Genomic DNA, 20,698 nt, shown 5'->3' on the forward strand with positions numbered 1-20,698 from the left:
CACCATCACCCCTCGCCGCCCTCGTTCACTTCTTCGTGCGGCGCCGCTGCAAGGCCTCGATGATGCGCCTTGGCTCCGCATGATTCAGCAGGCACGTGACCTTCGCGACGCGATCCATGCCGTTCGTGAACCGCGCGTAGACACCGGGGAAGTGGTCGGAACAAAAGGCATCGAGATCGCTGTCGCTGCGAAGCGCGTCCATGATGCGGGCTCGGAGCTCGTCGGCAGGGAGCTCGCGCCCGGACGGGGCGGCTCGCTTCCCGCTCTTGGCCGGCTTGTCACCGGCGCCGCCTTTGAGCAACGCCTCGCGCAAGGGAGCTGCCCTGGGACGTCGCTCCTGCAGCGCCGCCGGAGCGGCGGAGGGGCGCGGCCGGCGCTCCGCCCCGTCGGGACACGCAGGATCGGGCCGGTCGGGCGGCATGTCGACGCCATCCGACGGCTCGGCGCCAGGCTCGATCCAGCCGAGGACGTGCAGCCCTCCCGCGCCGTCACCGGCGAGGAACGTGCAGCCGTCCGGGGTGACCGCGCAGCCGAGGAGGGGCGTGTGCACTTCGACCAGGGCGACGCAGCGCTCTTCGCGGAGATCCCAGACGCGGAGCGTGGTGTCCTCCGACGTCGAGATCACCCGCCGGCCATCACGGGTCACGGCCACGCTGTTCACGATCGCCGTGTGCCCTCGGAGGGTGCACACCTCCCGCCGCGTCTCGAGGTCCCACACCTTGAGCGTCATGTCCTCGGACGCCGAGACCACGAAGCACCCGTCAGGCGTCACCGCCACCGCGGTCACGCTCGCCGTGTGTCCGAGAAGCTCGAACAGCTTACCTCCGCTCGACAGGCTCCACACGAGGAGCGCGTTGTCCTCCGACGCCGAGATGACGAGGCGCCCGTCCGGCGTCACCGCCGCCGCATTCACGCCGGCGGTATGGCCCTCGAGCGTCTGCAACACACGACCGGTCGAGAGATGCCAGACCTTGAGCGACTTATCGCGCGACGCCGAGACCACAGAGCACCCGTCAGGCGTCACCGCGACTCCGGTCACGCCCCACGTGTGGCCGGCGAGCGCGCGACGCTGGCCGGTGGAGAGCTCCCAGACGCCGAGCGAGTTGTCCTCCGACGCCGAGATCGCAGAGAGCCCGTCCGGCGTGACGGCAACCCGCATCACGGACGCAGCGTGGCCCTCCAGGGTGCGCTCGTGGCCGAAGGTCGATAGCGCCCAGAGCTTCAGCGTGTGGTCCCACGACGCGGTGACCGCCCAGCGCCCGTCGGACGTCACGGCGATCCCGGACACCTCCGCGGCGTGCCCCTCGTGCACACGGCCCTCGCGGCCCCGCGACAGCTCCCACACCTTCAGGGTGTTGTCATGGGACGCGGACAGCGCAAGACGACCGTCCGGCGTCACCACCACCGCGATCACGGGCTCGGCGTGCCCCTCGAGCGTGTGAACCGCGCTGCCCCTCGACAGGTCCCAGAGCTTCAGCGTGTTGTCGGCCGACGTGGAGACCGCGTGGCAGCCGTCCGGCGTCACCGCGACACCGTTGACCCAGCCCCTGTGCCCCTCGAGAGCGCCCATCTCCCGGCCGCGCCGCAGATCCCAGAGCCTGAGCGTTCCGTCCGCCGACGCAGAGACCGCGCGCTGGCCGTCCGGCGTCACCGCCACGCCCAGGACTCCATCGGTATGACCCTGGAGCGTGAAGACGAGGCGGCCGGTCGCGAGCTCCCACACCCTGAGCGTGCGGTCCTCCGACGCTGACACGACGAGCCGTCCGTCCCGCGTCACCGCCACGCCATTGACGGCCTGGGAGTGACCGGAGAGCGTGCGGACGAGCCTTCCGGTCGCGAGCTCCCACACCTTGAGCGTGGTGTCCTCCGACGCCGAGACGGCGAAGCGCCCATCCAGTGTGATCGCCACCCCCTTCACCGCCGCCGTGTGGCCGCTCAAGGCGCGGAGCTCATGTCCGATCACGAGGTCCCACACCTTGAGCGTGGCGTCCTCCGACGCCGAGACGGCGAGGCGCCCGTCGGGCGTCACGGCCACGCCGTTCACGTGATCGGGGTGGCCAGCCAGCGTGCGGAGCTCACACCCGCTCGAGATGTCCCATTGTTTGAGCGTCCCGTCGTGCGACGCCGAAATGGCCGATAGACCATCGGGCAGCAGGGCGACGGCCCACACGGAGCTGGTGTGCCCAGCCAGCGTTCGCACCAGCGCGTCGGACTCACGGCTGGTGCGGAGCCGCTCGCACAGCCAGATCACCCCGCGCTCGCGCAACGCCGCCTCGGCCTGCGCCTGCACCTCCGCGATGTCCAGCTCGAAGCTGACGTTGCGGACCTGCTGAAGGAAAAACCCAGCTCCATGGTCGGGCGTCGACCGGCGCAGGCAGTGCGCCACCCGATCCAGCGGGCGCAGCAGCCGCCGGAAGCGCTCCCTCTCGTCGGGGGCGGCGAGCGCCTCGCCCAGGCGCAGATCGGCGAGGACGGCGTCGAGCCCCCGCTCTCGGACCTCCTCTTCGATCCGGCCGATATCCCCGAGCGCCCTGCCGAGCCGTCGCGCGCAGGTCGCGGCGAACCGCTCCTGGTCGTCGATCTGCCTTAAGGCGAAGTCCCGTACGAGCGGGTGCAGCCGGATCGCCCTGTCGCTCGACACCGCCGCATGGGACGCCTCTTCGGCGAGCGACCACGAGAAGAGCTCGCTCAGCGCCTCCTCGAGCGGCGCGATGTAGCCGGCCTTCGCCTTGTTCGACAGCCCCGTGAGGTGCGCGAGCGTCGCCCGCGACACGTACGCCGCGCGCTGGATCAGCGCGGCCGCCTTGAGCACCTCGTGGGCCTCGACGCGCTCGATCGCGTTCCACTGGGTTCGCAGCGTGACCGTCACCATCGCCTCGCGCTGCAGGGGGGTACGGAACACAGCCCCCGTCGAAGCGTCCGCCGTGACCAGCGCTCCCTCGGATCTCAATCGCGTGAAGTAATCGGAGAGCGGGAGTCCGGGCGCCCTGCCGAGGTACGCCGCCGCCAGGGCGATCGCCAGCGGCAGGTGGCCCAGCGCGCGGCAGATCGCCCGGGCCACGCTGCGCTCCTCCCCGCGCTCGCCCTCGATCAGGCTCCGCCGCGCATGGCTCGAGAGGAGCAGGCGAACGGCGTCGTCCTCACGCAGTTCCTTCAGCATCACCGGCTCGAAGCCCGCGCCGGGGTCGTTCCGCTGCGTCGTAACGAGCAACCGGCACGGCAGCTCCCACGGGACGATGCCGGCCGCGGCCTTCCGGAGCGCCAGCGGATCCACGATGTTGTCGAAGATCACCAGCGCGCCGGGGTTGTCGGAGAGGTGCTGCTCGAAGGCGCGCGCCCAGCGCCCGGGCCGCTCCGCCTCGGAGGCGGCGTCATCGCTAAGGTCGAGCCGCTCAGCGAGGCGCACGAGCTCGGAGACGAGGGGCGCCGCCGCGTTCACCCAGTACACGCCTCCCGGATAATCGTTCCGGTGACGGTGGGCGTATTCGAGGGCGAGTTGCGTCTTGCCGACGCCGCCCATTCCGACGATCGCCGCGCGCTGGGTGCCAGCCGCGCCGCTCGTCAGGACGTGGTGAAGCCGCCCGAGGTCCTCGTCGCGACCCAGGAGCGACCCGTCCTGACGGAAGGGCACCAAGAACGGGACCTTCGCCTCGGCGAAGGCGCGGAGCTCCGGGTTGTCGGGGTTCTTTCGGCGGGCCTGCTCGAGCAGCACATCGAGCCTCCCCTGCGCCTTGGCCCACTTGAGGAGCTCGAAGACGGCGGTCTGCGGGCTCCTCTCGGAGGTGAGCGTCTCGAGCGGCTCGCCGAGGCCGTACCAGACCAGCTGTTCGAGCGCGGGACGGCTCGGAAACGCGTCGAGGAGCGCCCTCTGAAAATGCTCGATCCGCGCGTGGTCCCACTTCCTCTTCGTGCCCATGCCAGTACCTTCGCTCGCTCGTTTCGCCGCGACTCGCCACGTCATCGAGGACGTCGGCCGCCACCCCTGGCCCGCGCCCTCGCCTACGGCTGGAGGCGCGCCCGCGACGCCCGCGCGCGCCGGAGGACACCGTCCTCGTCCGGGGGAGAGGGTGGGTGATGCGAGAGGCACATCGGCACCGCGACCTTGACCGGCGCCGTCATGCCGTTACCCGCCAGGTAAAAGCGTCCCCTGGGCAAGGTCGCCACGTCGAACTTGGTGCCGCCGCGGACGCGGAGCTGCTCTTCCACGGTGTCGATCGCCGCCGGGGAGCTCGCCTTTCCATAAAACTGGGTGCTCGCGTTGGCGATGACGTTGTGATCGATGCTCTTCGGCGCCTGCGTGGCGAACACCACGCCGAGGCCGTATTTGCGCCCCTGCGCCGCCAGCCGGATCAGGCTCTCCTTGCACGGGGTCGAGCCGTGCGACGGCACGAAGTCCTTCGCCTCGTCGATCACGAGCAGCCCGCGCAGCGGCCGATCGCGCGGACAAGGGTTCTTCTTCACCCACGTGAACAGCGTCATGGCGAGCTGGTTGACGAACTGCAGCGGCGCGTCGAGCCCCGGCAGCCCGACGAGGCTGAGCACGGAGACGCGAGGGCGCTCGGAGCCGACGCCGAAGAGGACGCCGGGGTCCAGCGGCTCGCCCTCCTGGTGGAGGAGCGGGTTCGTCTGCACGGCGGCGCGGAGCGAGTCGGTGAGGGCGGTCGCGACCTTGCGGGCGGTCGAGATCTTCAGGCTCGCCGCGTCAGGCAAGTCGCCGAGCACGTCGAGGAAGGCAAAGAGATCGCCGCCGCCTTCCTGGACGAAGAAGCGGAGCGCGGCGTCGAGAATCGCACGAGCCTTCTCATCGGCCTTCTTTCCAGCCATCGCGGCCAGGGTGGACGCGGTCATCGCGATCGTCTGGGTGAGGTCGTCGGGGTCGTGCGCGACAGCGGCGAAATCCGGGATCAGACCGAGGTGCAGCGGATTGCCGCTCGACCGCCCGGGCGTCCACACGATCACGTCCGTCTGCGCGTGATAACGAGCCGCCTTCTCAACGTCCTCGCCCGTGAACGCGTCGGGGCGCTCGGGCCATGGCTCGCCGAGCCGGGTCAGGTCGTTGGCGCCGTCGACGACGATCGACGGGATCCCCAGCAGCGCGGTCTCCTCGATGAGGCGCCGGAGCAGCACCGTCTTGCCAGATCCCGCGCCGGCGAGCACGACCACGTGCTGTTTGAGGTCCTCGGCCGGGATCACCTGCAGCCCACCCAGCCGCTCGCCGATAACGTGATGCCCGACCGCGACGACCGGCCGCGCCACCGGCGCCGCGGGCCCCGGGTGCGCCGCCGACGAGGCCACGGCCACGGTCACGGCAGCCGTCGCGACGACCGTGGTCGCGCTGGTCGTGGACGACGCAGCGGGCGGCTGGAATCCGGGCGCAGCGGCCGCTCCCGCCGCAGGCGCCCCCACCGCCGCTCCCGCCGCAGCCGCTCCAGCCGCGGGTGCGCCCACCGCCGCTCCCGCCGCGGGCGCGCCCACCGCCGCTCCCGCCACAGACGCCCCCGCCGCAGGCGCCCCCGCCGTAGCCGCTCCCGCCGTAGGCGCGGCGGCCTGCGGCGTGCGCCCGAGCCAGTCGGCGACCGGCTTCATGAGCGCGAGCCGAGAGGCAGGGCGGCGCTCGCGCAGCCAGGGCTCGAAGGTGTCGCGCTTCACACGCTTGTCCCCGCGCAACGCGACCAGCGCGGCCAGCACACGAAGATCGTCCTCGCTGGCGGCGGTCAACTCCGCCCCTGCTGCGCGAGCCTTCGCCATCAACACCGTCGTCTTGGCGCCGCTCGGGACGGGCGCGTTGCGCACCAGGACGAGCTTGCGAAACTCGATTTGCCGGTCGATGCCAGAGGCGGTCATGGCCGCCGTGAGCCGCGCCTGGAACGCGATCGCGTTGTCCCGCGTGAGCGCGCGGAGGCAGAGGTGTCGCTCGCGATCATGATGGGCGGTGAAGATCTGGCGCACGCGGGCGTGGAGCGCTGGATAGTTGCGCTGCTCGCCGCTCTGGGCGTCGATCACGATCTCCACGGCAGGGTCGGGCTCCTGCTCGGCGACCACGAGCTCGCAACCTGCGCGCAGCAGGTCTCCCAGCTCGTCCTCGCCGTCCGGCTCGGTGACCCCCTTCAGGCCCTTGACGGAGGTGCGGAGTCGCTCGAGCTCCGCGTCGAGCCGAGCGTGCTCGCGCCGGGTGGCCTCGCTCAGCACCGGCGCGACTTTCGTGCTCCGCGGCGGCGCCTCCTCGGTCACGAACGAGGTGAGCTCGGTGATCCGCTCCTCGTCGAGGCACTTGCGCCGGTGCTGCTCGCAGCGCCGCAGCAGATCGCGCGGCGACTTCCCCCCGTCGGAGATGGAGGTAAACGCGGAGGGCGCGAACGGCCATCGAGGATAAGGCGGCCTGAAGCCGGCCCGCTTGTAGCCGTCGTCCAGGCGCGCGCTCACGAGATCCTCGGCCATCGCCACGTCGGACAGGTTCACGAGGATCCGAGGGTCTTCATAGCGGTGCGCCGTCGACTTCAGCGCCGTGCGCTTCATCTTGTCCCATGTCTCGAAGAGGCACGCGACGACCGTCAGCGTCCGGCGCGTCACGTCTCGGAGCTCCATCAGCCCGCGCCCCACGCTCTCGATGATGTTGCGCGAGATGATCTGCCGGGCCGTGAGCTCGTCAGGGAGGCTGCCCGCGTCGGCCAGCAGGTGGTGCTCGGTGACGATCGCGTCCAGGTGATCGATGGCGACGACCGTCGGGCAGCGCAGGCTGGTGAGCCAGGACAGGCCCTCGACCACCGCGCTCGACCGCTTCTCGCGGATGTTGAAGTCGAACTTCTTCATGTCGCTCTCGTCGACGCCGTGGCCTTGAAGCCACGCGTATCCGAGGTTCGACAGCTCCATGTCGTCCGAGTTGAGGAGCACGAGGGCGCGGAGCGTGTCGGCGTGCTTGAGCGTCTGCGCCCGGTGCGCGCGCCCGAGCCCCTGCACCAGCGCGTCCATTTCATTGACGAGCTTCGGGGGGCGGAGCGTGGCCAGCTCTCGCGTCATGGCCGCTCCGTCGCCGCCCCGCACCTGCGCGGCGATGTGCTGGACGACGAGCTGACCTTGCGTGCGGTCCGTCGCGCCCGCAGGCCTCTGGAGCGAGTCGATGAAGCCGAGGAGGACCGTCTCCCAAAAGTCGTGGACGTCCGTCATGTGGACCAGGACGAAGCTCGCTGGAACCTTGAAGATCTCCCGCCGGATCGCGGAGAGCATGTGCGTCTTGCCGATCCCCGCGGGACCGACGAACACCCAGCCGAGCGGCGAGCCCGTCTCCTGGCTCTCGGCCATCGAACGGACCTTGGCGAGCACCTCGCGCCGCCCCTTCTGGTGCAGCGAAGGGACGTCGTACCGGGGATCCTGCCAGACGCTGTCGAGGTTCTGCGTGGACTGGAAATCGACCGCTTCGAACGCCTTCAATCCATCCATCGGATCACCTCGTGATACAGAACAGATCCCGCCGTTCGCCGGAGACCTGGAGCGCCGCCGCGTCGTCCTCGGGGCGAATTCGCTGCGGGTCGTCGATGGGATAGAGGACCGCGCCGCCCTGCCGCTGCATCTGGCGGAGCGCTTCGTCGACGGCGCCGGCCGGCGCCTCGCCGAGCAGTGCGCGGAGCTGCGCTAGCCGTACGAACTCGTTCAAGGCCCCGCCCGTCACCTGCAGGTACGCCGCGAGGATCCGTTCTTCGAGCGCCGCGGGCTCGGCCACGCGCGGCGCGGGCGCGCCTGGTGCCTCGGGCCGCGTCGCGGCGCTCGCCGTCGCCTCCGCGGCGGGCCGCGGCCTCAACAGATGATCGAGCGCGAGGCCGTGGACCTCCATGTATTTGGCGAGCCTGGCGAGGAGCGCCTCCAGCACCACCGCCGCGGACGACGTCCGCGCGAACGCCGCCGCGAGCCCCTGGCGGTTCGCCCACACCCAGCCTTCATCCGTCACGTGGAATTTCGCGCCGTACGCCGGATCCTTCTTCCGGCTGCCGGGCTCGACCGTGATCAACCGCGCGCCCTCCAGCCCCTTCAACACGGCCCTATCGAGCGTCACCTTCTGCTGCGACAGGGGCTTCCCATCGCCGGTGAGCAGCAGCGCCCAGAGGGCAAACACCTGCTTCCCCGTCAGTCCGCCGTTCGCTCGCTCGACGTCGCTCGGCGTCCGCTTCTTCGGCGCAGGTCGCGTTCGCTTCTTGGTCGCGCGTCTCTTGGGCGCGTTTGCTTTCGTCGTCATGGCCCCTCGGGGTTCACGGTCTGCAGCGCCGCGAGCGCTCCTACGACTCACGGCCGGGAATTGCCATCGCCCAGCTCGCCGAAAAGCTCAACACCCATCACGACACCTCGCGGCCAAAGCGCAACGAGCCTGGGCGATGCGAGTCCGCGCCATCTCCGTCCGCGCTGTAACGCAACCTGCGTCTCGCGGCCGAGACACGCTCGTCCATCGATGCGGAGCCCCGCGTGCTCACCAGCTTTAAGGAGCGCGGCGCGCCGCCGGCGCCTCGACCGCCAGCTGGCGCGCCTCGCGCAGCTGGTCGAGATCGACGGCATACGACGCCTGAAACCGATCGAAGCGCGATCCATGGCACGTGAGCAGGATGATCTGCAGCTCGTTCGCGGCGTCCCGGAGGATCTGCACCATCGATAGGAAGCGCGCGTCGTCGGTCCACCCCATCGTGTCATCCAGGATCAGCGGGAGCGATCGCTGGTCCCTCGCCATCACGCGGGCAAGGCTCAACCGCACGATCACCGACAGCTGCTCTCGCGTGCCGCCGGACAGCTCGTCGAACTCCTCCGCTTCGCCGCGGCGCTTGATCTTGCCGAGCTTGAGATCCCCCGTCATCTCGATCTCGGTCCCGGGCCTCAGCCGAGCTAGGTACGGCTTCGCCTCCTCCACGACGGGCGCTAGGAAGAGGCGTTGCGACGCTTGGTAGGCGTCCTCTACGACCGCGCGAAGAAGGCGGGCCGCGTTCGCCTCCCGCGTGATCCGCACGAGATCCTGCGCGGCATCCCGCTGCTCGGCCTCCGCGTCCCGGAGCGCCTCGAACCGCCCGTCGCCGGACGCCTTCTCGAGCAGCGTCCGGCGTCGCAGCTCCTCATCGTACAGGGCGGCGAAGCGCCGCTTGTGCGCGTCGATGGCGCCCTTCGCGCGGGGCACCTCGTCCCGCGCGATCTGAGGGATCGCCTCCGCGAGCTCGGTCCCGGCGCGCTCCGCGCGCTCGCGCGCCTGGGCGAGCTCCCAGCGCGTGACCTCCGCGCGCTCGTAGAGGGCCGCGTCGGCAACGGCCTCCCGCAGGCCGGCGAGCCGCTCGGCCACCACGCGGCGCCGCGCGGCCCTCTCGTTCCGGGTCGCCACGACCTCGCGGAGGCGTTGCTCCCGCGCGCGAACCGCGCTCTCCGCGCGCTCCAGCGCCTCCGCGGCGCGCTCCGCGCGTGCCTCTAGCGGGGGCAGCGCCTCGCGGGCCACATCCACGTCCTGCTCGAGCGCGCCGCGCTCTTTCGCCGCATCCCCTCCGGCGGACGCCGCCGGAGCGGAGTCCACGCCCACGAGCGCCGCGGCGCGCGCTCGCAGCGCGTCCAGCCCGTCGGGCGCCACGCCCGCGAGCCGCCAGCGCAGGTCGGCGATCCGCGCGCTCACGATGCTCCTCGCCTGCAAGCGCGCGCGCGCGGCCCCGACGTCGGCCACGGCGGCCCGCTCCAGCGCCTCGCGGAGCCGCCGCTCGCCCCCATCGGCGTCGAGCTCTCGACCGACCTCACCCGGGACGATCTCCCACTCCACCCCACCCACCACCTCGGCACGCATCGCGCGCGGTACGGCCCATGCGCGCTGGGGCCCCGAGGCGACCGGACCGGCGACCGCACGCACACGCGCCTGGCGACGCACGACGGCGGCCTCCGCCGTGGCGAGCGCGCGCTCGAGGGTCACGAGCCGCGCGAGCGCCTCCCCGGTGATGGGGTTCTGCGCCAGCGCGACCTCGATCCGCGCGTGATTCGCGAAGGCCTCCCTCGCCTCGGTGAACGCCTTCTCCGACGAGGCGCTTCGCCTGCGCGCCTTGTCGCCCTCCGCGCGGAGCGCCTCGATGCCGTCCGGCGCCACCTTGGCGAGGCGCTCTTCCGCCTGCTCGCGGGCGGCGTCGAGCTGCGTCCACGCCCGGGCCGCCTGCACCGCGCCCTCGAGGTCGGCGACCCCGAGCGCCTGGAGCATGGCGGAGAGCTCGCGCTCGCTCCGCTCGAGGATCGCCCGCGATTTCGCGAGGTCCTTGCCGCGCGGCTCGAGCGTGATCTCGGCGATGTCGTCGAGGATCACGGTGGTGCGAACCGCCGACGTGAACGCCTCGGACGAGCCGGCGCTCACGGGTCTGGCTTCCTGCGCGCCCGGGAGCCGGATCCGCAGGTCGGCGAGCGCGCGGACCTCCACGCGCGTCGCGATGGCGTCGCACGACGCGCGCTGGACCGCGACGTCCCGCTCCCGCGCCCTCAGTGCATCCAGCGCCGCCGCGTCGACGCGGTGCTCGGCGAGGGCGCGCAGGCGCTCCTCGCGATCGCGCTCCGCGCGCAGCGCCTCGTCGAGCGCGGCCTCGACCTGCGCGCGCTGGGCGCGATCCGCGTTCACCCGGAGCTCGAGCGCGTCGAGCCCCTTCGGCGCGAGCTTCTTCTTCAGCGCGACGAGGGTCTCGCCTTCCCGCGCGAGCTCGGCGCGCGCCGAGCTGCTCGCCCGCGCCGCCGCCACGTCCGCGACCCCGAGCGCGCGGAGCGCCTCCTCGAGCGCCGCCCGCTGCTTCTCGACCTCCGCAAGCGCCTGCGCGAGCCCGGGGTGGGCCGGCTCGATCTCCAGCCGCCCGAGCCCAGGCACGTCGATCGTCGACGCCGCGCCGACCGCGTGGACGCTCCGACGCCCGTCCGCCGTCAGCACCACGATGCGCGTCCCCTCGGCCTCGAGCCGAGCGCGGACGGCCCTCGTCCTCTCCGTGAGGACCTCGATCTCCTCGAGTAGCCGCTCGTCGAGCGCCTCCGCCTCCAGGCGACGGGACGCTGCCGCGAGCTCGGCGGCCACCTCCTCGGCCACGCGCAGGTCGCCGGCGACGCGCGCCGCCTCGTCACGCCGGCGCGACCGGTCGAGGCTCGCCACGGCGCCGTCCAGCGCCGCCCGCGCCTCGAGGACCGCCTCGCGCGCGGCGCGGGCGGCCTCGCGCGCGCATGCGGCCTCGCGCCCGGCGCCCGCGATCGTCCGCGCGAGCGCGCCAGCGTCCTCGTCGCAGGCGGCCATCGCCGCGTCCAGCTCCGCCGCTTCGCCCACCAGCGCGGCGCGGGTCTCCACCTCGCGCCGAGCCGCCTGGCACCTCGCCTCCGCCGTCGCGACGACGTCGCCGGCGTCGCGCGCGCTCTCCTCGAGCGCGCGCACGCGGCGCTCCGCCGCGACGGCGACCTCGAGCTCTCGTTCGAGCTCCGGGAGCTTCCGCTCGGCGTCGCGCAGCTGCTCGCTGAGCTCCGCGTGTGTCCGCGCGAGCTCCTCGACCGCGGCCTTCGCCTCCACGATCCCCTTCACGCGCTCGTCGGCCGCCCTGAGCCTCTCCTGCGCCGCTCGGTACTCGCCCGTCGGGCCCCTCGCGTTCATGAACAGCGCGGCGTGCTCGATCACGCGGCTGCGGAGTCGCTCGCCGTGCCTGCCGCCGAGCACCTGGCCGACCTGCCTGCCGATGACGTCCGAGAGCGCCCCGCGCACGTGCTCATCGAGCGAACCGCCCGGATCCGCCGACGCGCTCTCGTCCTGCGCGACCCACAAGAGCCCCCAGAGCCCCATGTGGTTCCGCGAGCGGTCGCGCTTGCCGGGGCGCCGCCCTTCGAGCTGCGAGAGCAGCAGCTCCTCGGCGCTCGCGCCGTGGACCTCCGTGCCGTCGCGGTGGAGGTGGACGTCGACGACCGGCCTCTCCAGGAATCGCTTGTGCACGCTGACCCGCTCGCCGCCGAGCTCCAGCTCGACCCAGATCTCCGGCGCGTTCCGCGTCCCGCGCGTCCTGAGCGACTGAACGTGCTGGTTTTCGGAGTCGTGCCGCTCGAAGAGCGCCGCGCGCAGCGCCCTGACGAGCGTGGATTTGCCCGCCTCGTTCCGGCCGCCGATCACGTTGATCCCGGGGGAGAACGGCCCGAGATCGAACCGTCCGACCAGGTTGCCGACGTCCTGCACACCAAGGCGGAGGAGCTTGATCCCCTTGTTCATGACGCGGCCCTGTAGAGGCGGAGAAGGAGGCGCAACGCCTCGGCGCGCTCCACCTCCGATGTCCCGTCGATCGGCGCGCGGAGCCGCGCGACCGCCTGCCCGAGCCACCCCTCGGCGGGGAGGTCCGCCACGTCGGCCTCGCGGGCGACGATCTGAAGCCGCTCATCGCGCACCCGCAGAAAGCGAAAGCGGTGGCGCGCGGCCTCCATGAGCTCGTCGAGGCGGGCCCGCGTCGACGCGTCGATCGCCCCTGTCAGCGTGAGCTCGAGCAGCGTGGTCCCCTTGCGGGCGAACCCGTCGAGGTGGCGCTCGAGGCCGACGAGATCGGCGGCGCCGTCGAGGTGGTGCTCGGCGCTCTCCCAGACGAGGCCCGCGACGGGGCGCGGCGTCACGCGTGGCGCCGCGCCGGGGGCGTCGATCTCCACCACGAGGACGCTGCCCGGGTCCTTCTCGGTGAAGTGCGTGGCCTCCGGCGTACCCGAGTACCAGGTGCGCTCGTCGATGCGGAGGCGCCCGTGCCAGTCGCCGAGCGCGAGGTAATCGAGGCGCGCACGGGACGCGCGATCTGCGGGGATGGCGTTGTGGACGCGCTCGCCGTCACCCACCACCCGCTCGAGGAACTCCTTGATGCCGCCGTGGGCGACGCCGATGCGCACGTGATCGCGCGGGCCGAGCTCCGGCGTGAGGTGCTCGGTGACGTCGCCGAGGGTGTGCCGCTCGAAGAGCGGACAGCCGAGGAGCGCGACGCCCTCGCGGACGATCACCGGCTCTCGCGAGCCGAGGAGGTGGACATGGCGCGGGCACTCCCGGCGCCAGAGCTCGCTGCGGTAGAGGGCGTCCGAGCTGAGCGGATCGTGGTTGCCGGGAAGGAGGTAGATCGGCGCCGGGATCTCGGCCATGGCCTCGAAGGCGCCGTGCAGCGTCGCCGGGCGCAGGCCGTGGTCTTCGAAGACGTCGCCGGCGACGACGATGAACTCGGCCTGGGTCTCGCGGGCGACGTTGCCGATCTCGCGGAGCGTCTCGAAGCGCTGGTTGCGCACGAGCGCGCCGGCATCCCCGGGGATGAAGCCCGCGCGAAAGCCGAGCTGCCAGTCAGCGGTGTGGATGAAGCGGGTGGATGGACGCATGGCGCACCGACGCGCTCGACGCGGAGCGCGCCGCCCCACCGTGGAGCCGGCGCCTCACGCCTCGAACGGACCCCGTGGTTTGACCGCGATCCCGCGATCAGCGCCATCGGCAGAGTTGCGTACGGGGCCTGTGGCACCGAGGCGCGGGCGCGCCCTGCGACGGCCCTGTCACGCGGCGAACCACGCCTCGTGAACGAGCAGCATCAGCTTCCTGCGGTCCCGGACACCGAGCTTGTCGTAGATGCTCTTGAGCTGCTTCTTCACGGTCTCCGGATCGTTGCGCACGTCCTTGGCGATCGTCTTGTCGTCCCAGCCGCAGCTGGCCCTGGCGGCCACGGCGCGCTCGCGCTCGGTGAGCTTCGCTGCGTGCGGCTCGGGCAGGGGCGGGATGTCGGGCACCTCGCGGAGCACCAGCACCCAAGACGGCTCGCCCATCGGCTGGGACAAGGCGAGGAACTTCACCCTGAGGCTCACGCCACGTCGTTCCCTCTTCCACGGCCGTGCCCTCTTGTCACCCGCGCTCCTCGCGCGCCCCGCTTTGGCCAGCTCGTCGAGCAACGGCCGCGGCAACCTGCCAGTGACACGCTCGGCGGGCGCGAACCACCTCTCGAGCAGCCCACCGGCGCCCGCCGTTCGGTCGAGCTCCCACCCGGAGGACCGGACGAGGATGAGCGCGCGGTCCTCTTGCTCGAGGAGCGCCGCCAGGACCTCGTCCCAGCGTGCCACCTTGGCGGACGACCAGCAGTTGCGGACAGCCTCCGTGATCGCGGGTGTGAGCCCCTGCAGCACCGCCTGATCTCGCCGAGAGAACGGGCGCGGCCGAGCCCGGTAGAGCGAGAGGCCGCTCTGAAAGCCGGCGCCGACGGGCAACATGACGGCCATCACCTGCTCGATCGGCGCGTCCAGCGCGCGCGCCCACTGGTAGAGCTCGTTCCGATGGAAAGACCTCCGGTCGATCATCTGATCGTCGCGCAGGACGACGCCCGGGTTCGACTGCACCGCGCCGAGCACGAAGTCGGAGGTCTCCATCCTCTCATAGGCGTCGAAGAACGCATCTGGCAGGCCCTTGTCGACCCAATCGAGCTTGGCCTCGCGCTCCAGCGACGTCATGGCCAGCGCGGCGCGTTCGGCGCCGACGAGCGACAGGAGCGGGGAGAACGTGTCCTCGATCAGGCCACGCGCATCGCGCGCCGCGACGAGCGAGGCGCTGATCTCCAGCATCTTCCGCAGATCGTGGCTCCTGAGCGAGATTCCGTCCGCCATGGGCCCAGGGTACCACGGGCCCGCGGCGCGGCGGCAGCTCAGCGGCGGTCGAGGGCGCGCTGAAACGCCTCGGTGCGCACGGCGTCGGCGAGGTCGACGACGAGCGGCAGCGAGCACACGGTATAGCCCCGCTCCCGGATGGGCCGCCCCATGTAGCGCGCCGCGAGGCGCCCGAACGTCGACAGGGTGCGCGGCAGCCGCAGCCCCTGGAGGTCGCCGGAGCGCGCCCGGGCGCGCTCCGCCGGCGTGTAGAACGGCCGCACCGAAGGTCCCGACGCGCTCGCCCCCGGCCTCGAGACGACGCGCCACCGGGGGCTCACGAGGCCGTCGCGCTCGGCGATCCGGTAGGCGATCTCCGCGTCCTCCAGCGCGTCGGTCTCCGCGTTGCCCGCGCCGACCCAGTGCGTGAGCCCGACGCGCAGGCTCTCGCACACCATGGCGAGGTAGAGCGCGCGCAGCACCGCCGCGCCCCGGTGCTCCGGGACGACGCACATCCGCGACACCTCCGCGACCGAGACGCCGACGCCCACGAACGGGCCGAGGTCGTAGCGCGCGGCGAGATCGACCCCGAGCGGCTGCCCGATCCTCCGGGCCACATCCGGGTTGGGGCGGATGAGGCGCGCCGTCGCCGCCGGGAGGCCGTCGTCGTAGGCGATGAAGTGGAGCGTCGTCTCGAGATCATCAAACCCATCCATCTCGCGTCCGAGCATGGCGGCGTGACGGTCCACAAGGCCCTTCTCGGTCACGAACACATGATACCGGACGCGCTGGGCATCCGCGATCTTCCCCTGAGTATCGGCGATTCCGGCACCAATCTGCTTCTTCATGGCTCCTCCGCAACAGGTCTGTTGGAGCGGACAGGCGAGTTCGCCGGCGGCGCGCGCCGCCGGCGAACCCGCCGGAGTGACCGCTCGATGTCGTCGAGCGCCGCCGGCTCAGCCAGGCGACGAGAAGAATCCGGGGAAGAACTGCCGTGTTCGGCGCGCCGATCGCACGATCGCCTCGGCGTCCGATCTCGCGGTGAAGCCGCGCAGGACGCCGGCGAGCCGGTCGATGTGGCCGCCGTCCGCCTCGGCGTGCCCGCGCAGGAACGTCACGGCCCCCTCGACGCCGCGGATACGGCTCCTCCGGAGGAGGTTCTGGACGGCGACGGGCGCCCGCCGCGCCGACAGCGCCTCGAGCACGTACGCGGTGCCGAGGAAGGCCGCGCCGCACCCCTGTTGCGCCTCGAACCGGTGCGTCGAGATGTACGCCTGGACGGCGACGTTCGGACCCGCGTCGTTCGCCCCGAACCCGAGCGCGGCGCGATCGTTCCGCGCCCACACCTCATGCCCGGCCTCCTCTTCGGATTTCTCGATCAACAGGCGCGCGAGCGACGGGTGCCGGCCCGTGACGAGCAGGCGCTCCGCCGAGGAGCGGAGCAGCTCGCGCGCCACCCCGACGTAATGCTGGGTTTGATCGAGGTAAGCCGCGTAGCGCCGGGCGGTGATGGTGCCGGCGAAGAGCGTCCGCGCGACCGGGTGCTCATCGAGACTCTCGATCAGCTTGTCGGTCTCTCGATCGAGACGGAAAACGAGATCTTTCATGGCGTGATGCCTCCAGGACGGCGGAGCGGGAGCCCTCCGTGGGCCCGCCCCGTCCGCCGTCGCAGGGGGCGCTGGAGCAGCCGGCGAGCCATCGATAAAAACGATTAAAATCGATTAGTTACACACGCACAGAGGCGGCGCTCGGGGCCCGATTTGCTGCAGGTTGCAGCAGCTCGCGGCGCGCTCGCAGGCCACGCGCCCTTACCCCGACGGGGGGATGGTCTCCGTCGGCGGTGCAACTCACGATCGGGGGTGAGAGCGGCGCCGGCGGGTCGGCCGCGCGGCGCCCGGGAGCGAACAGCCATGCCGTCGATGAGACCGAACGGAACCTTCCCTGCCAGCCCTCGCCGCGACCGCCGAGCGCGCAGCGAGAACCGGCGCGCGCCCCCGCGCGCGCCCGCCGATCCCTCGGCGAGCCCGGCGCTCACGCCTCGCCAGCGGGACGTGGTCGCGCTGCTCGTCGGAACGGGGCTGTCGTACAAGCAGATAGCCGCCCAGCTCGCCCGGAGCGAGGGGACCGTCCGGACGCACACGGAGAGGATCTACCGCGCGTTCGGCGTCCACTCCCGCCTCGAGCTCATCGTCGCTTATCGGTCGCTGCAGGACGCGCGCTCCGGTGCCGCTTGACCTCCCCCGACGTCGCCGCGCGTCGGATCGCCGGGGCTGTTACGCTCCTCGCCGACACTGGCGGCGTCTCTCTCGATGCCCAGGAGACCCCTCATGAAACACAAGGCCGAGCTCGACCTGGATCCCGAGCTCACACGGCGGACGCTGAAACTGGCGATGATGGATGACGACGTGCTCATCACCGGTCCGAGCGGCTCGGGCAAGAGCGCACTCGCGTGGTGGATTCACGAGCGGAGCGCCCGCCGGGGCAAGCGGTTCTACCCCCAGAACTGCGGCGCGATCCCGAAGGGGCTTGAGGAGAGCACCCTCTTCGGCCACGAGCGCGGGGCGTTCACGCACGCGCTCCAGACCAAGGACGGCATCGTGAAGCAGGCGGACGGCGGGACGCTCTTCCTCGACGAGATCGGGGAGCTCCCGCTCGCCGTTCAGGTCAAGCTGCTCACGCTGCTTCAAGAGCGCACCTATCGCCGGGTGGGCGGCGTCGACGACCTCCACGCGAGCTTCCGGCTCATCGCGGCGACGAACAGGGACCTGCTGGAGATGTGCAATCAGGGGCATTTCCGCGAAGATCTCTATCACCGCATCAACGTCCTCCCGATCGCCCTCGACCCGCTGCGCGACGATCCGGAGCGGGCCTCGCGGATCGCGGCGGAGATCTTGAAGACATTGCCCCTGTCTCGGGAGCGCGCGGCCGACGTGCTGGCCGCGGTAGGGCGCCTGACGGACCACCCGGCGGCGTGGCCTGGCAACATCCGTGAGCTCGGCACGTTCGTGAAGCGCTGCCAGCTCGACAAGGTCGAGGACGTGGAGCGCTGGATCCGGGCCGAGTGGGCGCGCCGGAGGACGCCCGAGAGCGCGGATCGCCTCACCGCGTTCGCGCCGAGCGTCAGCCCGTCCCTGGACGACCGGAGGCGCTATGCGGGGATGATCCACGACCTCGCGGCGCGCGGGCCCCGTCCGAAAGCCGCCGTGTCTCGGCAAGGGTCGCAGGATCTCGCGGGCCGCCTCCTCGACGTCTTCCCCGAGCCGCTCTCCCTCGACGACGTCCAGGCGGTGCTCGGGGCGCGCGACCGGCGCACGCTCGACAACAACGTCGACCTCCTGGAGCGACACGGGTTGATCCGGACCGTCGCGCGGGGCGTCGTGGCGGTATGGCCGCCGGCGACGTCAGCGGTCCTGGGATACCGTCAGGGCACATGGATCCCGGCCGGCTCCGGCGAGATCCTCTCCCTCGCCAGCGGCGATCGGGTCCGGATCGAGGTCACCTCGAGGTGCGCCGGCAGGCTCAGCGTCGTGCTGGTCACCCACCGGCGAGGAGACTCACCGGCGCCGAGCGTCCTCGTCGAAGGCAAGGCGCTGATCGCTTCGAAGCCGACGGTGCTGGAGATCGAGCTCCACGGCGCGGGCGGGATCGAACAGGTCTTGCTGCACGTAGGTCCATCCGCGCACCGCAGCGGCCACCTCGTCGAGCCGACGCTCGACGAGGCGATCATGCCCGACTCTGCCGCGCTGGAGGAGGGTCGCCGCCTGGTGCTCGCTCGGTGGGGCCACGGGTGGCTGGCCGAGCACCTCGTGTTCCATATGCACGGCGGGTGAGCGGCGCCGCGGGGGGCGGCGCGCTGACGTGGCACCTCCGAGATCCCGCCGGGAGCCCGGCACACCTCGCCCGGACTCCCGGCGGTGAAGCTAACTGAGCCTCTCGCACTCCGAACAGCGCTTCTTGCCACCCCTCCCCGGCACCTGGTGATCGCGCTTGATCGCCTTTCCGAACTTGCAGTCGCTCTGATCGTGATACACCTCACGGTGCTCGGGCGGGTACTCGGGAGTGCTCGTGTGAAACTCTCTCACCTTGGCCATGAAAACCTCCTGAGCGGAGCGCGCGAGTGACGGCATCGCGCGTCGCGCGGATTGACTCCAGGGATCGTAGCCAGGCCACGCGATCGAGGCCATACGAAGATCTGCGGGTGGGAGCGGACGAAGCAGAGGACATACTGTTCAGGGCGCGCGGGGCGCGGCGGATCCCGGGACGTGCCGGCGCCGTGCGCCAGCCGGGGAATCGAGCGCGCGGCCTGAACGGCCACATCAACCCCCACGTGAAGCACCACGATGAACAGAAGCCTGTGTAGCCCGCGCCGCCCAACACCGCCAGCGCAGCAGACGACGCACGCGGCCCCCGACGCCGGACGACGAGGATCAGCGCCATGAAAGTGAAAGTTCGCCCCTTGAACATCAGGCTTCTCAAGCCGACCGTGGCCGTTGCCAGAGATGCATTTCGAGACCCGGCGTCGCTGACCCCACACCCCCTCAAGAAGAACATCGGCTTCAAAGGCTCCCTGTTCGTCCCCACCGCCCCTTCACGCAAGCCGCCCGCCTGGGTCGAGCTGCTCAACGAAGGTGTCAGGTCACCCCTCTCCCTGGTCAACGCGTCCTCGTCGGCGGTGCTGATCGTGGAGACCAGCGACCGGTTCTTCGCGATAAGCTTCGGGTACGGGAGCAACCTGCTGCGCCAGGAGCTCATCGAGCGAGACTTCGGCCTCAAGGTTGCCCTCAACACAGTCGACCCCGATGCGCTTCGCAGCGTCGACATGGACACCAGGGAAGACCTGACGTTGCACACGAGACGTCAAGCGAGCGCCGGCTCCCGTTTGCTGACGTTCGGGCTGGACGTCACGCGGGATCTCATGCGCTCGGTCACCGGTCGGCTGAGAGACCCGAGCATCGGCAAGCAGGTCACAGGCAGCGACGCCCTCGCCCTCAACGCGCAGATCGAGTTCACCGGCCTCGGCGCCAAGTGCGACCGGCTGCTTCATGAGTACGGAAAGAAGGATTACCTCAAAGAGTTCGCGTTCGTCGACCACGTTCGAAAGATTCGCGATCCCAACCTAAAAGACGAGCTCGACCAGCTGCTGCTCCAGGGTCTACGCGCTGGCACCTCGACGAGCGGTTACCTCGCCGCCCCGAAGCCCATCGAGTGGGATCGGTTCTCGGCCTTCAATTACTCCACCGAGGGCCACGCGGACGATCACCTCGACCTGGATCTCGCGCACTACCTCGGCACGTTGGACACAGGCGCGCTCTCCATCAGCAAACTAAGGCGTGATCGCATAGGAGTAAAGTACGCCGACGCCGACGTCACCCGAGAGAAATGGTCCATCTATGACGCGATTGTGTACGAGGCGACACACAAGAACAATCTCTACGCGCTGTCGGCCGGAGAGTGGTACGTCATCGAGCCAAGCTACGCGCGACGCATCGAGAACGACATCAAGCAAATCCCGGCTTCCGGGCTGAAGCTGCCCGCCGCGAAGTCGGACGAGGTGGAGAAGGACTACAACGAGCGCGTCGCCGCCACGATGAAGAACATCGCGCTCCTCGATCGTGGGATCAGGAGCGTGACTGGCGCCAACGCTCCGATTGAATGCTGCGACCTTCTCACGCTCGGTGGACAGCTCGTGCACGTGAAGAGGAAGACGCGGTCCTCGACGCTCAGCCACCTGTTCTCGCAAGGCGTCGCCTCGGCCGAAGCGCTTGTCTCGGACAATGGGTACCGCAACAAGGTCGCCTCGCTGCTGAAGCGCCACCCCAACCACGCCACCCTGTTCACCACTCCCACGTTCGACGCCGCGTCGTTCGAGGTCGTCTACGCCGTCATCACCAAGCGCACGGCCGCTTGGCCCTCATCGCTCCCGTTCCTGAGCCAGCTCAACCTCGCAAACGCAGCAAGGATCTTGCGACGAATGGGCTACAAGGTCTCCTTGCTGAGGGTCGACGTGCCGTGACCCTCGCGCTCCTGCGGGGAGCGAGCGCCCGGTCAGCGCCATCATCACCGTCGAGCCGTCGTCGGCGACCCGCTCCCGTCGCGACACAGGAGGGCCGAGTCCTCGCGA

The 20,698-nt window shown here is 71.0% G+C and carries 12 protein-coding genes; 3 read left to right on the forward strand and 9 right to left on the reverse strand.

Annotated elements, in window-relative coordinates; translation table 11 throughout:
- Positions 1–25: 25 nt before the first annotated feature.
- The 8 genes from WME97_RS32225 to WME97_RS32260 all read right to left on the reverse strand — a co-directional run bounded on the left by WME97_RS32225 (position 26) and on the right by WME97_RS32260 (position 16,184).
- A complete protein-coding gene (locus WME97_RS32225; RefSeq protein WP_437543070.1) occupies positions 26–3,916 on the reverse strand; it encodes an effector-associated domain EAD1-containing protein in 3,891 nt (1,296 codons plus the stop codon).
- Between the two features lie 83 nt (positions 3,917–3,999).
- On the reverse strand, positions 4,000–7,437 hold the full coding sequence (locus WME97_RS32230) for a helicase HerA domain-containing protein (protein ID WP_437543072.1): 3,438 nt from the start codon (positions 7,435–7,437) through the stop codon (positions 4,000–4,002).
- A 4-nt stretch (positions 7,438–7,441) separates the two neighbouring features.
- Complete coding sequence (locus WME97_RS32235) at positions 7,442–8,227, reverse strand: hypothetical protein (RefSeq protein ID WP_437543074.1); 786 nt, start codon at positions 8,225–8,227, stop codon at positions 7,442–7,444.
- Positions 8,228–8,464: 237 nt separating this feature from the next.
- Positions 8,465–12,208 (reverse strand): AAA family ATPase, encoded by a 3,744-nt coding sequence (locus WME97_RS32240; protein ID WP_437543076.1) that lies wholly within the window; start codon positions 12,206–12,208, stop codon positions 8,465–8,467.
- Positions 12,205–13,335 (reverse strand): metallophosphoesterase family protein, encoded by a 1,131-nt coding sequence (locus WME97_RS32245; RefSeq protein WP_437543078.1) that lies wholly within the window; start codon positions 13,333–13,335, stop codon positions 12,205–12,207. The genes WME97_RS32240 and WME97_RS32245 overlap by 4 nt, the downstream gene beginning before the upstream one ends.
- 168 nt (positions 13,336–13,503) lie before the next feature.
- Positions 13,504–14,598 (reverse strand): helix-turn-helix transcriptional regulator, encoded by a 1,095-nt coding sequence (locus WME97_RS32250; RefSeq protein WP_437543080.1) that lies wholly within the window; start codon positions 14,596–14,598, stop codon positions 13,504–13,506.
- Between the two features lie 38 nt (positions 14,599–14,636).
- Positions 14,637–15,425: a GNAT family N-acetyltransferase gene (locus WME97_RS32255; RefSeq protein ID WP_437543082.1), complete on the reverse strand. Its 789-nt coding sequence runs from the start codon at positions 15,423–15,425 to the stop codon at positions 14,637–14,639.
- Between the two features lie 108 nt (positions 15,426–15,533).
- On the reverse strand, positions 15,534–16,184 hold the full coding sequence (locus WME97_RS32260; RefSeq protein ID WP_437543085.1) for an iron-containing redox enzyme family protein: 651 nt from the start codon (positions 16,182–16,184) through the stop codon (positions 15,534–15,536).
- A gap of 303 nt (positions 16,185–16,487) precedes the next feature.
- Between WME97_RS32260 and WME97_RS32265 the strand changes: the two genes are divergently transcribed.
- Positions 16,488–16,811: a response regulator transcription factor gene (locus WME97_RS32265; RefSeq protein WP_437543087.1), complete on the forward strand. Its 324-nt coding sequence runs from the start codon at positions 16,488–16,490 to the stop codon at positions 16,809–16,811.
- Between the two features lie 93 nt (positions 16,812–16,904).
- On the forward strand, positions 16,905–18,407 hold the full coding sequence (locus tag WME97_RS32270) for a sigma 54-interacting transcriptional regulator (protein WP_437543089.1): 1,503 nt from the start codon (positions 16,905–16,907) through the stop codon (positions 18,405–18,407).
- Between the two features lie 90 nt (positions 18,408–18,497).
- Here the strand turns inward: WME97_RS32270 and WME97_RS32275 are convergent, their stop codons facing one another.
- Positions 18,498–18,668: a hypothetical protein gene (locus tag WME97_RS32275; RefSeq protein WP_437543090.1), complete on the reverse strand. Its 171-nt coding sequence runs from the start codon at positions 18,666–18,668 to the stop codon at positions 18,498–18,500.
- A 344-nt stretch (positions 18,669–19,012) separates the two neighbouring features.
- Here WME97_RS32275 and WME97_RS32280 point away from each other — a divergent pair, with 344 nt between their 5' ends.
- Positions 19,013–20,590 (forward strand): DUF6119 family protein, encoded by a 1,578-nt coding sequence (locus WME97_RS32280; RefSeq protein WP_437543093.1) that lies wholly within the window; start codon positions 19,013–19,015, stop codon positions 20,588–20,590.
- The last annotated feature ends 108 nt before the right edge of the window (positions 20,591–20,698 follow it).

Source organism: Sorangium sp. So ce367 (assembly GCF_051520455.1).
GTDB lineage: Bacteria > Myxococcota_A > Polyangia > Polyangiales > Polyangiaceae > Sorangium > Sorangium cellulosum_B.

Bases quoted from the DNA above. Each gene is read 5' to 3' on its own strand.
- WME97_RS32225 (WP_437543070.1), bottom strand. From the start codon at position 3,916: ATGGGCACGAAGAGGAAGTGGGACCACGCGCGGATCGAGCATTTTCAG.
- WME97_RS32230 (WP_437543072.1), bottom strand. From the start codon at position 7,437: ATGGATGGATTGAAGGCGTTCGAAGCGGTCGATTTCCAGTCCACGCAG.
- WME97_RS32235 (WP_437543074.1), bottom strand. From the start codon at position 8,227: ATGACGACGAAAGCAAACGCGCCCAAGAGACGCGCGACCAAGAAGCGA.
- WME97_RS32240 (WP_437543076.1), bottom strand. From the start codon at position 12,208: ATGAACAAGGGGATCAAGCTCCTCCGCCTTGGTGTGCAGGACGTCGGC.
- WME97_RS32245 (WP_437543078.1), bottom strand. From the start codon at position 13,335: ATGCGTCCATCCACCCGCTTCATCCACACCGCTGACTGGCAGCTCGGC.
- WME97_RS32250 (WP_437543080.1), bottom strand. From the start codon at position 14,598: ATGGCGGACGGAATCTCGCTCAGGAGCCACGATCTGCGGAAGATGCTG.
- WME97_RS32255 (WP_437543082.1), bottom strand. From the start codon at position 15,425: ATGAAGAAGCAGATTGGTGCCGGAATCGCCGATACTCAGGGGAAGATC.
- WME97_RS32260 (WP_437543085.1), bottom strand. From the start codon at position 16,184: ATGAAAGATCTCGTTTTCCGTCTCGATCGAGAGACCGACAAGCTGATC.
- WME97_RS32265 (WP_437543087.1), top strand. From the start codon at position 16,488: ATGCCGTCGATGAGACCGAACGGAACCTTCCCTGCCAGCCCTCGCCGC.
- WME97_RS32270 (WP_437543089.1), top strand. From the start codon at position 16,905: ATGAAACACAAGGCCGAGCTCGACCTGGATCCCGAGCTCACACGGCGG.
- WME97_RS32275 (WP_437543090.1), bottom strand. From the start codon at position 18,668: ATGGCCAAGGTGAGAGAGTTTCACACGAGCACTCCCGAGTACCCGCCC.
- WME97_RS32280 (WP_437543093.1), top strand. From the start codon at position 19,013: ATGAAAGTGAAAGTTCGCCCCTTGAACATCAGGCTTCTCAAGCCGACC.